Consider the following 16,358-nt stretch of genomic DNA (forward strand, 5'->3'; position numbering starts at 1 on the left):
CTGTGTGGCCATGCCGGGCCACTATGGCGCGGTGCTCCCCGCGCGAGCGGGGATGATCCCGCCGTGAGCCCGGCTGTGGACGGAGTCCTGGCGTGCTCCCCGCACCCGCGGGGATGCCACCGGCGGCCCCAGCGCGGCTCGGTCGCGCGCTCACGGCGCCCCCGGCGGCACGAACGGCAGCCCCTCCGGCGCGCCCTTCTCGATCAGCCGGAGCAGCGCGTCCGTGTCCGCGTGTTCCTCGATCAGGTCGCCGAGGCGGTCGAGCTGTTCCTCGCGCAGGGTGCCGAACGACGTGTCGGGCGCGGGCACGAAGCGGCGGCCGGCCGCCGATGCCACCTCGCGCAGGAAGGCGCGGCGGAAGGCGTCGCTCTCCAGGGAGCCGTGCCAGTGGGTGCCCCAGACCGCGCCGACGCGGCAGCCGTCGAGGAACGGCTCCCCGCCGCGTACGTCCGCGACGCCGTGGTGGATCTCGTACCCCTCGACGTGCTCGCCGAGGGCCTCGCCGACCGGTCGGGCCAGGGTCTTCTCGGGCGCGAAGCGGACCCGTACGGGCAACAGGCCGAGCGCCTCGACGGGGCCGGCCTTCGACTCGACCTCGTCGTCGATGTGTTCGCCCAGGACCTGGAAGCCGCCGCAGATGCCGAGGACCGGGCGGCCCTCGGCGGCGCGCCGGGCGAGCGCGTCGGCGAGGCCGCGTTCGCGCAGCCAGGCCAGCGCCTTCACGGTGCCCCGGGTGCCCGGCACGACGACCAGGTCCGCGTCGGCCAGCTCCTCCGGGCGGTCGACGAAGCGGACGACGACGCCCGGCTCGGCGGCCAGCGCGTCGACGTCCGTGAAGTTGGACATGAGCGGTACGGCGCAGACGGCGACCCGCAGCACGTCCTCGCCGACGGGCGGCGCGACGACGGACTCGCGGACGGTGCCGCGCAGCGAGACGCGCAGGCCGTCCTCCTCGTCGATGCCGAGCCCGTGGGCGTACGGCAGGACGCCGAAGGTGCGGCGGCCGGTGAGGCCGTGCAGCATGTCGAGGCCCGGTTCGAGGAGCGTGACGTCGCCGCGGAACTTGTTCACCAGGTAGCCGGCGACGAGCCGCTGGTCCTCGGGCGCGAGGAGCGCGGTCGTGCCGAAGAACTGGGCGAAGACGCCGCCGCGGTCGATGTCGCCGACCACGACCACCGGGAGCCGGGCCGCCCGCGCGATGCCCATGTTGACGATGTCGGTGCGCCGCAGGTTGATCTCGGCCGGGCTGCCCGCGCCCTCGCAGATCACCGCGTCGTGCGTGGCGCGCAGCTCCTCCAGGCAGCCGAGGACCGGCTCGAAGAGCTGCTGCTGCCGGCCGCCGTGGTAGCCGCGGGCGCTGAGCTCGCCGACCGGCTTGCCCATGAGGACCACCTGGCTGGAGCGGTCGCTGCCGGGCTTGAGCAGCACCGGGTTCATCAGCGCGGTCGGCTCCACGCGCGCGGCCTGCGCCTGCATGGCCTGGGCGCGGCCGATCTCGGCGCCCTCCCGGGTCACGAAGGAGTTCAGGGACATGTTCTGTCCCTTGAACGGCGCGACCTTCAGGCCCTGCCGGACCAGCCACCGGCAGATGCCGGCCGTGACGACGCTCTTGCCCGCGTCGGACGTGGTCCCGGCGACGAGCAGCCCCCCGCCCTTCATGCGCCCCTCCGCTTCCTGCCGCGTACGGCACTGATGATCGTCCGGCCGCCCACGCAGGCGGCCAGGGTCAGCCAGGTCACCCGGCGCGACAGCGTGACCGCCCGCTCGATGTCGGCCACCTCGACGGCCCGTCCGTCCGCGTTGAGGACGGGCCGGTGTTCGATCCGGCCGCCGTACGACAGGGTGCCGCCGAGCCGTACGCCGAGCGCGCCCGCGAAGGCGGCCTCCACCGGGCCCGCGTTGGGGCTCGGGTGCTTGCCGGCATCCGCCCGCCAGGCCCGAATCGCGCCCCGCGGATTCCCGCCGGGGACGGCGGCGACGGCGGCGAGCGCGGCGGTGAGCCGGGCGCCGGGCCAGCCGGCGAGGTCGTCGAGGCGGGCCGAGGCCCAGCCGAAGCGGCGGTAGCGCGGCGACTTGTGGCCGACCATCGCGTCCAGGGTGTTGACCGCCCGGAAGCCGAGGAGGCCCGGCACGCCCGCGACCGCGCCCCAGAAGAGGGCGCCCACGACGGCGTCGGAGGTGTTCTCGGCGACCGATTCGACGACCGCGCGGGCCATCGCGGGCCCGTCGAGCGCCTGCGGGTCGCGGCCGACCAGGTGCGGCATCCGTTCCCGGGCGACGTCCAGGTCGCCGGCGGCGAGCGCGCCGCCGATCGCGCGGGCCTCGCGGCCCAGGGTCGTACCGCCGACGACGGCCCACACGGAGGCCGCGGTCAGGGCGACGGAGGCCTTGCCGCCGCCCCGTACCGTACGGGCGGCGAGGGCGCCGAGCGCGACGGCGCCGCCCGCGCAGACGGCGGTGTGCAGGGCGCCCCAGGCGCGGTGGTCGTGGTGCAGGCGCCGCTCGACGGCGGCGGCGGCGCGGCCGAAGGCGGCGACCGGATGGCCGCGCCGCGGGTCGCCGACGAGCAGGTCGGCGGCGAGGCCGGCGGCCGCTCCGTACGCGAAGACGGCGGTGGTGCGGGACGGGCTCGGGCCGCGGCCGGGCATGGCGCTGTGTCCTCACTCAGGGTCCGCGCCCTGGGTCGACGTGACCGGCGGCGAGAGTTCCTGACTCCCGGCCCGTGGGGGCCGGTCACAGTGGCGGGACCGCGCCGGAATCGCACCGGACTTCCTCTTCCTTGCCGCCGTAATGGCCTCGGCAGTCCACCACGCTCCGCGAACAGCCGTCAACTCACCCTTGACCTGCGTCGCGTCACTGTGCGAAGCACCACAAACACGGCACCGGTACGCGAAAGCCGGGCGGCCCGCACGCGAGGTGCGGGCCGCCCGGCCGTCGGGGTCGTCGGGTCAGGCGACGATCAGGTAGATGCCGTACGCCACGGCCGCCGCGCAGAGCGCGAAGCAGGCGTAGGCGCCGGTGCGGGCCAGCGGGGCCGAGCCCCCGCCGGCCGCGGCCCGCTCCTGCTTGGAGAGGCCGGCGACGCCGAGGGTGAAGAAGCCCACGAGGGCGACGGTCACCACGAGGCTGACTCCGAAGACGGAGCCGAGAGCTGCCCAGTCGATCTTCATGTCCGTGCTTCCAGTTCCGTGAGATCCGTCAGACCGCGGCGGCGGGGGCGGCCGGAGCGGCCGGGTCCGCGGGGTTCGGGGCGGGGATGGTGGCCTTCAGGTCCTCGTCCGCGACGGCGGCGACGGAGCCGGCCGGCGGCGGGGTGACGGCCGCGATGGCGGTGGTCACGACGCCCGCGCTCTCGGCCTCGGCCGCGGGGGCGTCCTCGACGTCGTTGACGTTGGTGTGGTCGACGACCTGGCGGCGCGAGACGAGCCAGATGGCGGCGCAGGAGGCGACCAGGAAGGCCGCGACGACGTAGACGCCCCACTGGCCCTGCCGCGCGACGTACTCGGCGCCGGCACCGACCAGGCCGGCGGCCGGCAGGGTCAGGCCCCAGGCGACGAACATGCGGGTGGCGGTCGACCAGCGGACGACACCGCCCTTGCGGCCCAGGCCCGCGCCCATCACGGAGCCGGAGACGGCGTGCGTGGTGGAGAGGGAGAAGCCCAGGTGGGAGGAGGCCAGGATGACCGTGGCGGCGCTGGTCTGGGCGGCGAAGCCCTGCTGCGGCTGGAGGTCGGTGAGGCCCTTGCCCATGGTGCGGATGATGCGCCAGCCGCCGAGGAAGGTGCCGAGCGCGATGGCCGCACCGGCGGAGACGATGACCCAGACCGGCGGGTTGGAGCCGGGGGCGAGGACGCCGCCGGCGACCAGGGCGAGGGTGATGATGCCCATCGTCTTCTGGGCGTCGTTGGTGCCGTGGGCGAGCGAGACGAGACCGGCGGAGGCGATCTGACCGGCCCGGTAGCCCTTCTCCGTGGCCTTGTCGTTCGTGCCCTTGCCGATGCGGTACGTCAGGCGCGTGGCGATCGTCGCGGCGATGCCGGCGACGATCGGGGCGGCGACCGCCGGGATGAGGACCTTGGTCACGACGCTCTCGCCGTTGACGCCGCTGAAGCCGATCGAGGCGACGGTCGCGCCGATGAGGCCGCCCATGAGGGCGTGCGAGGAGCTGGACGGCAGTCCGACCAGCCAGGTCACCAGATTCCACAGGATCGCGCCGACGAGCGCGGCGAGGATGACTTCGGGCTGGATTCCCGTCTCGTCGACGAGCCCCTTGGAGATCGTCTTGGCGACCTCGACGGAGAGGAACGCGCCGACCAGGTTCAGCACGGCGGACATGGCCACCGCCGTCTTGGGCTTGAGTGCACCGGTCGAGATGGTCGTGGCCATCGCGTTGGCGGTGTCGTGGAAACCGTTCGTGAAATCGAACACTAGAGCTGTCACGACCACAATGGCGAGCAGCAGCGTGATGTGTTCCATTTACCCAGGCAATCGTTTGACGTCAGTGGCGCGTTGAACGTAAGCAACCTGGGTGAACGGAAGGTGAACTGGGTCGGGCGCAGTGGTGTCCCGTTCCGGGGTCAGGGCATTCCGCTTATGCGTCGGACGGACCTGTTGTCCACGATGCGGTCACCGTGCAACCCCGGGTAAACCGTGCCGTTCCGGGCCCGACGCAACGCGCGTAGCGTCCGCCGCTTCCGTCCCGTATCGCCCCGTGGACCGCTTCAGCCCCACGGAGGACCCGGCGGACGAGACCCACGTCACTCGAAGGAGTCCCCGGGAGGCGCCGCCGGGTGGCAGGGCGCGGCCCGGCTGCCGACACTGGGACCGTGCGCCCCGTTACCGCGACGGCAGCGGCCGTCACCACCGTGCTCGGTCTCGGCGCGGCCGCCCTCGTGGCCGGCCGGTACGCCAGCGACGCCGCCCTCCGCGTGCCTTCCCGCCGCCCCTTCCCGGGCGACCCCCGGCTCACCGTGCACGCCACGGGACCGGAGCGGATCAGCCTCACCCGCAGCCTCGCCGCGCTGCGCCCCGGTACGTACGGGATCGAGGCCGACGGGCTGCACGCCGTCGTCGGCCCGGTGCTCGACCGGGTCCCGCACACCGCCGACACCGTGGTGCGCCGGCTCGAACGCGTCGAGCTCGGCGCCCTCGCCCCCGGCGTCCGGGTCAGGCTCACCCCGCAACTGCACCGCGGCACCCCCCGGACCGCCCTCGGCCTGCCCTACGAGGACGTCGAGATCCCCGGCGAACTCGGCAGCCTGCCCGCCTGGGTCGTGCCCGGCCCGCGCACCACCTGGGTGATCGCCCTGCACGGCATCGGCACCACCCGCGAGCACGCGCTCAACCTCGTCCCCTTCCTGCACCGCAGGCGCGTCCCGGTCCTCGTCCCCGCCTACCGCGGCGACGCCGGCGCGCCCGAGGCCCCCGACGGACTCGGCCACCTCGGCGACTCCGAGTGGCGGGACGCCGACGCCGCCATCCGCTACGCCGTACGACGCGGCGCCACCGGCGTCGTCCTGCTCGGCTGGGGCACCGGCGCCTCGATGGCCCTGCACGCCGCCGAGAGCTCCGGCGTCCGCGACCGGATCCGCGGCCTCGTCCTCGACTCCCCGGTCCTCGACTGGGAGGCCACCCTGCGCGGCCTGGCCGCCGCCCACCGCGTCCCCGCCCCGCTGGTCCCGCTCGCCGTGCGCGCCGCCCAGGGCCGCACCGGCTACCACGGCGACCGGCTCCAGGAGGCCGCCGACCCGCACGGGCTGCGCGTGCCGACCCTGCTCTTCCACGGCCCGGACGACACCCTCGCCCCCTGGGACCGCTCGCGCCGCCTCGCCGAGCTCCGCCCCGAGCTCGTCACCCTCACCACGGTCCGCGACGCCCCGCACGCCGCCATGTGGAACGCGGACCCGGTCCGCTACGAGGAGGCGCTGCGCCGCTTCCTGACCCCGCTCGTGTAACCCGCCCCGAGCGCCGCCACGGCTCGCGTCCGCCCTCCCGGCCCGGAATCCCGGGCCCGTACGGCGGCGCCCCGCATTCCGATTGGGCTTTCGGGCCGTCAACGGGAAGACTGCCCCCGTGACGTCTCGAAAGCCCGATGAACCATTGGCGCGCAACTCCAGACTCCGACTCGTCCGTCCGCGGCCGCTCGCCACCGCGCGCAAGGCCGTGACGACCCGGCGCACCCGCCCGGCGCCCCGGCCGCCCGAGGGGACCCCGCCCCGCGCGGAACTCGCCCTGCAGGCCCGGGCCGTGCTCGCCGACGCGGTGCGGATCGCCCGCTGGGCCGCGGCCGGCCGGCGGGCCGAGACGGCACTCCCCGCCCTCCCGGACGGCGAACAGGCCGCCGCCGCACTCGATCTGACCCCCGGACAGGTCCGGGCCGGCTGGGACCGCGCGCGGCTCGCCGGGCTCGTCGAGCTGCACGGCGGCACCGCCCGCCCCGGCTGGCGGCTGACCGCCTGGGACCGCGACGACTCCGCCGTGCTGCGCGGCTGGGTCGCGCTCTTCGACGCCTGGTCGCTCGCCCACCCGGCGCCCGAGGACGTGGCGGCCGGCGCCGTCGCCGAGGTCGTCGAGGCCGTCCCCCAGGTCCTCTCGCTGCTCCAGCTGTCCGCCGGGCCCGTCCCCGTGACCGGCCTGCTCGACCTGCTGCGCCAGCGCGTCGCCGAACTCCGCGAGGAGCGCTGCGAGGTCCCCGCCGTGCCCGGCGAGCCCGCCGAGCCGCCGCACCCCGCCGAGGGCCTGCCCGCGCTGCTCGACTGGGCCCTGGCGGGCCTCGCCGACGTCGGCGCCCTCACCCTCGGCGACGGCCCCGACGGCGGCCAGGCCACCCTCACCCCGCTCGGCAACTGGGCGGTCTGGGTCAAGCTGGAACAGATCTGCGTCGCCGCCCAGAGCCCGGCCGGCAACATCGAGCAGGCCGCCGAGGACATGCTCCGCGGCTGCGCCCGGCTCACCCCCGGCCCGGCCCGCGACGAGTACCGCGCCTGGCTCGCCGCCCGGACGCTCTCCAGCGCCGTCGCCGAGCTGATCGCCGTCGCCCGGGGCGAGGACGCCCTGCTGCGCGGCCTCGCCTTCGAGGCGCTGCGGGTCGTCGGCGCCCCGGCCGAGCCCGAGGTCCGCGCCGCCCTCGCGGAGCCGTCCCTGCGCCCGTACGCGCTGCTCTGGCTCGCCGAGTACGAGGGCGCGGACCCGGACGAGGCGCCCGAGGTGCTCACCCGCGAGGAGGCCACCTGGCTGTGGGTGGACACCGCGGCCGCCGTCGCCGATCACGGCGAGAGCACGCTGCTCGTCCGCCACCTCGACTCCGCGGTCCAGGGCACCGTCCCGGCCCTGCTCGACGAGGTCCGGGCCGTGGGCCATCCGCGCACCGTCCAGGTCCTGGTCGCCCTGGCCGCCGCGCACCCCGACCCGGCCCTGGCCAAGGCGCTGCGCCGCGCCGCCTTCCAGGTCCACACGGGCGGCGCCTGACCGGCGCGGGCGGATCCGCGCGGGCGACCTACGCGGAGCTGCCGGGGGCGTACGTCCCGAAGCTCCAGACGTTGCCCTCGGCGTCCCGGGCCATGTAGTCCCGGGCGCCGTAGTCCTGGTCGGTCGGCGGCATCACGATCTCCGCGCCGGCCGCCGCCGCCCTGGCGTGGTGGGCGTCCACGTCGTCGACGCGCACGTACACCCCAACGGGACCCGCGCCGGACATCGCCTTGTCGAACGCGCTGCCCGTGCCCCTGCTGCCGAGCATCACCGTCCCGTTGCCGTAGGACAGCTCGGCGTGCATGACCCGGCCGTCCTCGCCCTCGAAGACGGCGTCCGCGGTGAAGCCGAAGGCGCCGGTGAGGAGGGCGACGGCCGCCTTCGCGTCGTCGTAGAGCAGGGTCGGGGAGATGTCGGGTGCGTCGGTCATCGTGATCGTTTCCTTTCTGACCACATCTGATCTGATCTGACTGGATCTACTCGGCCCGTCCCGGCCGGGTTCGACCCGACCCGAACCGTTCCGAACCGTTCCGGGCCGTCCGTCGCTCACCGGAAGGTGTCGCAGCGCGCCATGTCGCCGCTGCCGTAGCCGGTGGAGAACCACTGCTGCCGCTGCGCCGCCGAGCCGTGCGTCCAGCTCTCCGGCGTCACCCGGCCCTGGAAGCGTTCCTGGATCCGGTCGTCGCCGACCGCCGCCGCCGCGTCCAGGCCGTCGCGGACGTCCTGCTCCGTGAGCCGGGTGAGCAGCGGCCTGCCGGTCTTCTCGTCGGGCGTGGTCGTCGCGTGCCGCGCCCACACCCCCGCGTAGCAGTCGGCCTGGAGCTCGACCCGGACCGCGTTGGAATTCGCGCCGGTGCGGCCGTCCTGGGCCCGGGCCAGCGTGCCCATCAGGTTCTGCACGTGGTGGCCGTACTCGTGCGCCACCACGTACGCCTGCGCGAAGGGACCACCGGTGGAGCCGAACGTGGTGCGCAGCTCGTCGAAGAAGCCCAGGTCCAGATAGACCTGCCGGTCGGCCGGGCAGTAGAAGGGGCCGACCGCCGAGCTCGCCGTGCCGCACGCGGTCGGGACCTGCCGGCTGAACACGACGGTCGAGGCGGCCGCGTACCGCCCGCCGTGCCGCGCGTACTCGCTCCGCCAGAAGTCCTGCACGCTGTTGACGACCGCCACGATCCGGCAGTCGTCGCGGGTGTTGGCGTCCGAGCCCTTCTTGCACGTCTGGGCGACCTGGGCGGCCGACGAGGAGGTCGCGGACGCGGGCTCGTCGCCGGTGGAGGAGAGGCCCAGCTCCTCGGGGCCCACGCCGAAGAACAGGCCGAGGACCAGCGCGACGAGGCCGATGATCCCGCCGCCCACGGTGGCCCGGCCGCCGGGAATACGGCTGCCCCGGACGTCCTTGACCTCCGAGGTGTCCAGATCGGCGTCGTCGTCGAACTGCATGCCCACCGCCCTCCGCGTCATTGCCGAGTATCGGGGGATCCGCCGTCTGTCACCCTTTTTGTGGTGCATGTGAGGTATATCGCGTGGCCTAAAACCAGTTGCACGTGCCCGTTAGACTTGCCGCATGGCCATTCTCCTTGTGCATTAGCGGCGTCGAAGCTCCGCCCAGCCGTCCTTCCGCCGTTTCCCACCGCCCTGGAGTCTGTCCGTGATCACCGCTTCCGGCATCGAGCTGCGCGCCGGCGCCCGTGTCCTCATCGAGTCCGCTTCCTTCCGCGTCGCCAAGGGCGACCGCATCGGCCTCGTCGGCCGCAACGGAGCGGGCAAGACCACCCTCACCAAGTGCCTCGCGGGCGAGGGGCAGCCCGCCGCCGGCGCCATCACCCGCTCCGGCGAGGTCGGCTACCTCCCGCAGGACCCGCGCACCGGCGACCTCGACATCCTCGCCCGCGACCGGATCCTCTCCGCCCGCGGCCTCGACGTGCTGATCCGCAAGATGCGGCAGAACGAGGAGCGCATCGCCACCGGCAGCGGCGCCACCCGCGAGAAGGCCCTGCGGCAGTACGAGCGCCAGGAGACCGAGTTCCTCACCAAGGGCGGGTACGCGGCCGAGGCCGAGGCGTCCACGATCGCCGCCGCCCTCGGGCTGCCCGACCGGGTGCTCGGCCAGCCGCTGCACACCCTCTCCGGTGGTCAGCGCCGCCGCATCGAGCTCGCCCGCATCCTCTTCTCGGACGCCGACACCCTGCTCCTCGACGAGCCGACCAACCACCTCGACGCCGACTCGATCGTCTGGCTGCGCGACTACCTGAAGACGTACCGCGGCGGCTTCATCGTCATCTCCCACGACGTGGACCTCGTCGAGACCGTGGTGAACAAGGTGTTCTACCTGGACGCCAACCGCTCCACGATCGACGTCTACAACATGGGCTGGAAGCTCTACCAGCAGCAGCGCGAGGCCGACGAGAAGCGTCGCAGGCGCGAGCGCCAGAACGCCGAGAAGAAGGCCGCCGCGCTCAACTCGCAGGCCGACAAGATGCGCGCCAAGGCCACCAAGACGGTCGCCGCGCAGAACATGGCCAAGCGCGCCGAGCGCCTGCTCTCCGGCCTGGAGGCGGTCCGCGTCTCCGACAAGGTCGCCAAGCTGCGCTTCCCGGACCCCGCGCCCTGCGGCAAGACCCCGCTCACCGCGGAGGGTCTGTCCAAGTCGTACGGTTCCCTCGAGATCTTCACCGATGTGAACCTCGCCATCGACAAGGGCTCCCGCGTCGTCATCCTCGGCCTCAACGGCGCCGGCAAGACGACGCTGCTGCGCCTGCTCGGCGGCGTCGAGCAGCCCGACACCGGCGAGGTCACCCCGGGCCACGGCCTCAAGCTCGGCTACTACGCCCAGGAGCACGAGACCCTCGACCCCGAGCGCACCGTCCTGGAGAACATGCGCTCCTCCGCGCCCGACCTCGACCTCGTCGAGGTGCGCAAGGTGCTCGGCTCCTTCCTCTTCTCCGGCGACGACGTCGACAAGCCGGCCGGCGTGCTCTCCGGCGGCGAGAAGACCCGGCTCGCGCTCGCGACCCTGGTCGTCTCCTCGGCGAACGTGCTGCTCCTCGACGAGCCCACCAACAACCTGGACCCGGCCAGCCGCGAGGAGATCCTCGGCGCGCTGCGCACGTACAAGGGCGCGGTCGTGCTCGTCACCCACGACGAGGGCGCGGTCGAGGCGCTCGACCCGGAGCGGATCATCCTGCTCCCGGACGGCGTCGAGGACCTGTGGGGCGCCGACTACGCGGACCTGGTCGCCCTGGCCTGACCGCCTCCCGGCGCTCTCCGTGGTCTCCCGGCCGCGGTCGGATCATGTCGGGCTGGATCATTCGGCTCATGGGTGATCCTTCATCTGAGTGAGTGCGTCTCATACCCCCTGCGCGGGCCCTGCGGAATCCTTCCGCCAGGGCCCGCGTGGCGTTTTTCCGCCACGCGCGCCGCTGACCTGGCACTTCCCCGCCACGGCGGCTTCCGGGCGGTCGGCGAGCCCACCGGAACGATCAATTCCGGTCGTGACGGTGCGTACCGCCCGAGGCAAGCGAATGGCACGGACCTTGTCGAATGGGTGGCCAGGACGGACGGGAGGGGTGATCATGAGAAGTCCAGAGCGCACTTCCCATGAGGAGGCACGGGTGGCCGAGACTCTGAAGAAGGGCAGCCGGGTGACCGGCGCCGCGCGCGACAAGCTCGCGGCAGACCTGAAGAAGAAGTACGACTCCGGTGCGAGCATCCGGGCGCTGGCCGAGGAAACCGGTCGCTCCTATGGATTCGTCCACCGGATGCTCAGTGAGTCCGGAGTCACGCTGCGTGGACGCGGCGGAGCGACACGGGGCAAGAAGGCGGCCTCGGCCTGACAGGGGCGGCTCGACCGGCCTACCGGGTCTCTCGGTGGCCACCCGGTCGACCGTGCGGTCGACCGGGTGGTTACTGTGCAGTCACTTAGCATCGGATGCAGTGCTGCACCGTGACCGGGAGGCGCCCCATGACTACGCTCGACGACTCCGAGCACACTGAGCTCGTTTTCGACAAGGACGGTGTACGGCTCACCGTCGAGGACGCCGTTGCCACGGTGACCCTGACCAATCCGGCGAAGCGCAACGCCCAGTCTCCCGCTCTGTGGCGGGCGTTGACGGAAGCCGGCCGGTCACTCCCGGGCAGCGTACGGATCGTGGTCCTGCGCGGCGAGGGCAAGTCCTTCTCCGCAGGCCTCGACCGGCAGGCGTTCACGCCCGAGGGCTTCGACGGAGAGCCGTCCTTCCTGGAGATGGCGCGCGGGTCCGACGCGGACCTCGACGCGACCATCGCCGAGTACCAGGAGGCGTTCACCTGGTGGCGCCGCAGCGACCTCGTGTCGATCGCGGCCGTCCAGGGCCACGCCATCGGGGCCGGCTTCCAGCTGGCCCTCGCCTGCGACCTGCGGGTCGTCGCCGACGACGTGCAGTTCGCCATGCGCGAGACCAGCCTGGGTCTCGTCCCGGACCTCACCGGGACGCACCCGCTCGTCTCGCTGGTCGGCTACGCCCGCGCGCTCGAGATCTGCGCGACCGGACGATTCGTCCACGCCGACGAGGCCGAGCGCATCGGCCTCGCCAACATCGCCGTGCCGACGGCCGAACTCGACGCCGCCGTGCGCGACTTGGCCGCGGCCCTGCTCGCCGCGCCGCGCGACGCGGTCATCGAGACCAAGGCGCTGCTCCAGGGCGTCTCCGGCCGCTCGTACGAGGAGCAGCGCGTCGCCGAGCGTGCGGCGCAGGGGCGGCGCCTGCGCGACCTGGCGGGCCTGGGCGACTGAGCCGGAGCCCGTCGGGCCTCGCTCACCGGACCTCCGACACCAGCACCGTGACCGTCGTCGCCCCGGGGGCGGCGGCGGTCACGGCCGTACGGACGGCCCGCGCCACGTCCACCGCGCGGTGCCCCGCCGTCACCGCCACCTCGATCCGCAGCCGGCCGGCGGCGTCACGCCGGAGCGGGGCGCCGAACGCGTCCGTGAGTGCGGCCACGCCCGGGACCGCGAGCGCGGCGAGGGCGCCCGGGTCGTCGGGGGCCGGAGGCGAGGTTCGCCCGGGTGGCCCAGTGGTGTCCGCCGGCTTCGGGGGCGCGTCGAGGAGCTCCGTCACCCGCAGGTCCACCTCGGCGACCGTGAGCCCGAGCGCCCGCTCCGCCACGTCGAGGAGCGCGCCCCGCAGCCTGGCCGCGAGCTGCGGCAGCGGCCGGCCGGCCACGGCCGCGAAGTCCAGCGTGACGCGCAGCGGCCCGGGCGGCAGCCCGCCCGGCGGTACGGGGAAGGGCGAATCCGGGGCGAGGCCGGAGGCCGTGGCGGGACGCCCGCCCGCGCCGCCGGCTTCGTCCGCGGCGCGGCCCGGGCCGCCCCCTGCCGAGGCGTCCGCGGCCTCGCCGGCTGTCGTGGTGTCGTCTGCCGTCGTGGCTTCGCCTGGGGCGTGGTTGGCGGCCCCGCCGGCGTGCCCGCGTCCGGCCCCGTCCGCCGCCTCGCCCACGAGGGTGAAGCGTGGGCGCTTCGGCACCACGCCCCACACCCCCGAAGCCGCCTCCGTCAGCAGTGCCCGTACCGCCCGCTCCGCGATCCACGCGCCGTCCGCCGCGTCGCCGAGCGGCAGCAGCCGGTCCGTCACGCGCCACATCTCCGCCGTCGTCATTGCCCCAGCCTGCCGCATTCCTGACGCGAGAGCGGGCAAGCGCCCTTAGTGTGGGCGAAAGAGGGGAAATGGTAACGGAAGGGATATGGCGGCTATGGCTGACACCACGCGCTCCGACCAGAAGACCCAGACCCCGGTGATCAAACGCGGCGGCGGTGATCCCGCCACCCGCGGGCGCACCACGATCGCCGACGGCGTCGTCGAGAAGATCGCCGGCCTCGCCGCGCGGGACGTCGTCGGCGTCCACGCCATGGGCAGCGGCCTGTCCCGCACCCTCGGCGCCATGCGCGACCGCGTCCCCGGCGGCGGCGGCAAGACGACATCGGTCACCCGTGGGGTGAAGGCCGAGGTCGGCGAGGTGCAGACCGCGCTCGACCTGGAGATCGTCGTCGACTACGGCGTCTCCATCGCCGACGTCGCCGGCGCCGTCCGGGAGAACGTCATCGCCGCCGTCGAGCGGATGACCGGCCTTGAGGTCGTCGAGGTCAACATCGCCGTCAGCGACGTGAAGCTGCCGGACGAAGAGGAAGACGAGCCGGAGTCGCGGCTCCAGTAGCCGCCCCGGTCGGCGCGAGCGGAAGGGCAAGGGCTCAACATGAGCATGGCGGTGATCGGCCTGGTGGCCGGCATGGCGCTCGGATTCGCCGGGTACTTCGGTGGCTTCGGCGCGTTCGTCCTGGTCGCGGCGCTGGGCGCGATCGGCTTCGTGGTCGGCCGGTTCGCCGACGGGGACCTGGAACCCGGCGACCTCTTCCGGGGCCGCGAGCGCGGCGAACGGCGGCGGTGACCCGGGGTGCCGACGCTGGTCAAGGAGCGGGTGGGGGCGGCCACCCGGGGCGCGACCACGGTCGCCGACCGGGTCGTCGCGAAGATCGCCGCGCAGGCGGCCCGGGAGGCGATCGACGCCGTCCCCGCGGACGGCTCGCCCCCGCACGCCTCGGTGGTCGTCCACCGTGACATCGCCCATGTCTCGGTGAGCCTCGAACTCGACTACCCCGCCGACATCGGCCGCCAGTGCGGCGCGGTGCGCGGACGCGTCCGCCACCGCGTGGAGGAACTGGCCGGCATCGAGGTCCACGAGGTCCTGGTGCACGTCGAGCGCCTCCACTCCGCGTACACGGCCGGGCACGGCCACGACCGCAGACGGGGGCGGCTGAAATGACGGAGGAACGAGAGCCGCAGGGCGAGGCGGGACCGGGGGCCGGGCCCCCGGCGCCGCCCCACGCGCACCCTCCGTCCGGCCCCGCTTCCGGGTCGCCCGCCGACCCCGCGGCCCCGGACGGCGTGCCCGTCCTGGCCGACGGCGCGGCCGGGCCCGTGCGGCGCTTCTGGTCCGTGCGGCGCATCCCCGCCGCCGTACTCGCCGTCGTGCTGCTCGGCGGCGCCGGGCTGTTGCTGTACGACGTCGCCGCCGTCCGTGCCGGTCACACCGCCATGGCCTGGCGGCGCTCCCTCGCCCAGGACCTCGCGACCCGTCCGCTGGACGACACGTGGGTGCTGGCCGGCGCGTCCGTCGCCGTGGTGCTCGGGATCTGGTTGCTGTTGCTTGCGCTCACGCCGGGGCTGCGGGCCGTGCTGCCGATGCGCCGCCGGCACCCCGATGTGCGGGCCGGACTCGACCGGGAGGCCGCGGCGCTCGCGCTGCGGGACCGCGCGATCGAGGTGTCGGGCGTGCAGTCGGTGCGCGTCAAGGCGGGCCGCGCCAAGGTGGCCGTGCGGGCGGTGTCGCACTTCCGCGAGCTGGACGAGGTGCGCGCCGACCTCGAAGCGGTTCTCGCCACCGGCGTCGACGAACTGGCCCTGGCCCGGCCGCCGGCCGTGACCGTACGGGTGGCCCGGCCGCCCAGGAAGAGGTGACACCGTGACCAGGGTGCTGCGGCGCGTCAACCGCATCGTGCTCGCCCTCGCCGGACTGCTCCTGGTCGTGGGCGGCGGGGCGGTGCTCGTGGCCGGTCTCGGGGTGTCCCTGCCCTCGTGGTGGCCCTGGTCGGGCCCCGACGACGTGCTGCTCAGCCGCGCCGAGCGGCAGCACTGGCGCGCCGAGGGCTGGTGGTGGCCGGTGGTCATCGCCGTGCTCGGACTCGTCGTGCTGCTCGCGCTGTGGTGGCTGATCGCCCAGTTCCGGCGGGCCCGGCTGCGCGAGGTCGTGGTCGAGACCGGCGACGGCGAGGAGGCCGTGGTGCACGGCCGGTCCCTGGAGGCGGTCCTGGAGGCGGACGCGGCGGCCCAGGAGGGCGTGGCCCGGGCCCGGGTGGCGCTCACCGGCCGGCGCGGCGCGCCCCGTACCCGGGTCGCGCTGCTCCTGGAGCCGTACGCCTCCCCGGCCGGTGCCCTCAGTGCCCTCGCCGACACGGCGCTCGGCAACGCCCGCACTTCCACGGGCCTGCCCGCCCTGCCGACCGAGGCCCGGCTGCGGGCGGTCAAGCACCGGGCCCGCCGGGTGGTGTAGGGACCGGGCCGGGGCTGCGCCGATCTCCCCGGCCTCCGGCGATCCGAACCGTCAGAAGCCGCTGCGCGCCCCGCCGTCCACCGGCAGCATCACGCCCGTGAGGTACGAGGCGGCCGGCGAGAGCAGGAACGCGGCCGTGCGGCCGAACTCCTCCGGCGTGCCGTAGCGGCGGAGCGGGATCGACGCCTCGCTCGCCGCGCGGGCCGCGTCCGCGTCGCCCGAGAGGGCGTCGAGGTGGCGCACCCGGTCGGTGTCGATGCGGCTGGGCAGCAGGCCGACCACCCGGATGCCGCGCGGGCCCAGGTCGTTGGCGAGGGACTTGGCGAAGCCGGCCAGGCCCGGGCGCAGCCCGTTGGAGATGGCGAGGCCGGGGATCGGCTCGTGCACCGAGGCGGACAGGACGAAGCCGATGACGCTGCCCTCGGGCAGCGTCTCCGCCGCCGCGCGGGCGAGCCGCACCGCGCCGAGGAAGACGGTGTCGAAGGCGGCCGACCACTGCTCGTCGGTGTTGTCGGCGGCGAAGCCCGGCGCCGGGCCGCCGACGCTGATGAGGACGCCGTCGAACCGGCCGAACCGGGTCCGCGCCTCCGCGATCAGCCGGGCCGGGGTCTCCGGATCGGTGTTGTCGGCGGCCATGCCCGCCGCGTCCGGGCCGAGGGCGGCGGCCGCGTCGGCGACCGTCTTCTCCTCGCGCCCGGTGATCAGCACCTTCGCGCCCTCGGCGAGCAGCGCCTCCGCCGAGGCCCGGCCGAGCCCTCGCGTCGCGCCGGTCACCACGTACACACGGTCCTTCAGCCCAAGATCCATGC

At 74.5% G+C, this 16,358-nt stretch carries 18 protein-coding genes and 1 riboswitch; of the genes, 10 read left to right on the forward strand and 8 right to left on the reverse strand.

From position 1 onward, the window contains the following. Window positions 1–150: 150 nt before the first annotated feature. The 4 genes from ACFYU9_RS31415 to ACFYU9_RS31430 all read right to left on the reverse strand — a co-directional run bounded on the left by ACFYU9_RS31415 (window position 151) and on the right by ACFYU9_RS31430 (window position 4,476). Window positions 151–1,659 carry a cobyric acid synthase gene (locus tag ACFYU9_RS31415; RefSeq protein WP_389347021.1) on the reverse strand — a complete coding sequence of 503 codons (1,509 nt, stop codon included), beginning with the start codon at window positions 1,657–1,659 and terminating at the stop codon, window positions 151–153. Beyond that, a complete protein-coding gene (locus tag ACFYU9_RS31420; protein WP_389347024.1) occupies window positions 1,656–2,648 on the reverse strand; it encodes a cobalamin biosynthesis protein in 993 nt (330 codons plus the stop codon). Before ACFYU9_RS31420 ends, ACFYU9_RS31415 begins: the two co-directional genes overlap by 4 nt. Window positions 2,649–2,679: 31 nt before the next feature. After that, a riboswitch (cobalamin riboswitch) is annotated at window positions 2,680–2,824 on the reverse strand. 124 nt (window positions 2,825–2,948) lie between these two features. Continuing rightward, complete coding sequence (locus ACFYU9_RS31425) at window positions 2,949–3,170, reverse strand: hypothetical protein (RefSeq protein ID WP_389216778.1); 222 nt, start codon at window positions 3,168–3,170, stop codon at window positions 2,949–2,951. 28 nt (window positions 3,171–3,198) lie between these two features. After that, complete coding sequence (locus tag ACFYU9_RS31430; protein ID WP_389347026.1) at window positions 3,199–4,476, reverse strand: anion permease; 1,278 nt, start codon at window positions 4,474–4,476, stop codon at window positions 3,199–3,201. A gap of 350 nt (window positions 4,477–4,826) precedes the next feature. On the opposite strand from ACFYU9_RS31430, the gene ACFYU9_RS31435 reads away from it, so the two are divergent. Together ACFYU9_RS31435 and ACFYU9_RS31440 are read left to right on the forward strand one after the other, a co-directional pair. Then, window positions 4,827–5,954: an alpha/beta hydrolase gene (locus ACFYU9_RS31435; protein ID WP_389347028.1), complete on the forward strand. Its 1,128-nt coding sequence runs from the start codon at window positions 4,827–4,829 to the stop codon at window positions 5,952–5,954. A 118-nt stretch (window positions 5,955–6,072) separates the two neighbouring features. Next, complete coding sequence (locus ACFYU9_RS31440) at window positions 6,073–7,467, forward strand: hypothetical protein (protein WP_389216786.1); 1,395 nt, start codon at window positions 6,073–6,075, stop codon at window positions 7,465–7,467. A gap of 28 nt (window positions 7,468–7,495) precedes the next feature. Here ACFYU9_RS31440 and ACFYU9_RS31445 read toward each other — a convergent pair whose 3' ends face one another. Next, on the reverse strand, window positions 7,496–7,897 hold the full coding sequence (locus ACFYU9_RS31445) for a VOC family protein (protein WP_389216789.1): 402 nt from the start codon (window positions 7,895–7,897) through the stop codon (window positions 7,496–7,498). A gap of 116 nt (window positions 7,898–8,013) precedes the next feature. Further along, window positions 8,014–8,907 (reverse strand): neutral zinc metallopeptidase, encoded by an 894-nt coding sequence (locus tag ACFYU9_RS31450; RefSeq protein ID WP_389347030.1) that lies wholly within the window; start codon window positions 8,905–8,907, stop codon window positions 8,014–8,016. A gap of 208 nt (window positions 8,908–9,115) precedes the next feature. Here ACFYU9_RS31450 and ACFYU9_RS31455 point away from each other — a divergent pair, with 208 nt between their 5' ends. The 3 genes from ACFYU9_RS31455 to ACFYU9_RS31465 all read left to right on the forward strand — a co-directional run bounded on the left by ACFYU9_RS31455 (window position 9,116) and on the right by ACFYU9_RS31465 (window position 12,238). Further along, window positions 9,116–10,714, forward strand: coding sequence for an ABC-F family ATP-binding cassette domain-containing protein (locus ACFYU9_RS31455; RefSeq protein ID WP_389216795.1), 1,599 nt, complete (start codon window positions 9,116–9,118; stop codon window positions 10,712–10,714). Window positions 10,715–11,078: 364 nt separating this feature from the next. Continuing rightward, window positions 11,079–11,300 carry a helix-turn-helix domain-containing protein gene (locus ACFYU9_RS31460; protein WP_006123601.1) on the forward strand — a complete coding sequence of 74 codons (222 nt, stop codon included), beginning with the start codon at window positions 11,079–11,081 and terminating at the stop codon, window positions 11,298–11,300. Between the two features lie 128 nt (window positions 11,301–11,428). Further along, entirely contained in the window at window positions 11,429–12,238 is an 810-nt protein-coding gene (locus tag ACFYU9_RS31465; RefSeq protein ID WP_389216798.1) for an enoyl-CoA hydratase/isomerase family protein, read from the forward strand. A gap of 22 nt (window positions 12,239–12,260) precedes the next feature. Here the strand turns inward: ACFYU9_RS31465 and ACFYU9_RS31470 are convergent, their stop codons facing one another. Beyond that, window positions 12,261–13,100, reverse strand: coding sequence for a hypothetical protein (locus ACFYU9_RS31470; protein WP_389347032.1), 840 nt, complete (start codon window positions 13,098–13,100; stop codon window positions 12,261–12,263). Between the two features lie 94 nt (window positions 13,101–13,194). Between ACFYU9_RS31470 and ACFYU9_RS31475 the strand changes: the two genes are divergently transcribed. Genes ACFYU9_RS31475 through amaP form a run of 5 tightly spaced genes read left to right on the forward strand, consistent with a single transcriptional unit; the run spans window position 13,195 to window position 15,549 of the window. Next, window positions 13,195–13,656: an Asp23/Gls24 family envelope stress response protein gene (locus ACFYU9_RS31475; protein ID WP_389216804.1), complete on the forward strand. Its 462-nt coding sequence runs from the start codon at window positions 13,195–13,197 to the stop codon at window positions 13,654–13,656. A gap of 39 nt (window positions 13,657–13,695) precedes the next feature. Then, entirely contained in the window at window positions 13,696–13,887 is a 192-nt protein-coding gene (locus ACFYU9_RS31480) for a hypothetical protein (protein ID WP_389216807.1), read from the forward strand. A gap of 6 nt (window positions 13,888–13,893) precedes the next feature. Beyond that, window positions 13,894–14,262, forward strand: a complete 369-nt coding sequence (locus tag ACFYU9_RS31485; protein WP_389216810.1) for an Asp23/Gls24 family envelope stress response protein — start codon at window positions 13,894–13,896, stop codon at window positions 14,260–14,262. After that, window positions 14,259–14,957, forward strand: a complete 699-nt coding sequence (locus ACFYU9_RS31490) for a DUF6286 domain-containing protein (protein ID WP_389216813.1) — start codon at window positions 14,259–14,261, stop codon at window positions 14,955–14,957. Before ACFYU9_RS31485 ends, ACFYU9_RS31490 begins: the two co-directional genes overlap by 4 nt. A 4-nt stretch (window positions 14,958–14,961) precedes the next feature. Further along, complete coding sequence (gene amaP, locus ACFYU9_RS31495) at window positions 14,962–15,549, forward strand: alkaline shock response membrane anchor protein AmaP (protein ID WP_389216816.1); 588 nt, start codon at window positions 14,962–14,964, stop codon at window positions 15,547–15,549. A gap of 51 nt (window positions 15,550–15,600) precedes the next feature. On the opposite strand, the gene ACFYU9_RS31500 is transcribed toward amaP, so the two are convergent. Continuing rightward, window positions 15,601–16,356, reverse strand: coding sequence for an SDR family oxidoreductase (locus ACFYU9_RS31500; protein WP_389216818.1), 756 nt, complete (start codon window positions 16,354–16,356; stop codon window positions 15,601–15,603). Window positions 16,357–16,358: the final 2 nt, after the last annotated feature.

The organism is Streptomyces sp. NPDC004327 (assembly GCF_042873935.1).
Lineage (GTDB): Bacteria > Actinomycetota > Actinomycetes > Streptomycetales > Streptomycetaceae > Streptomyces.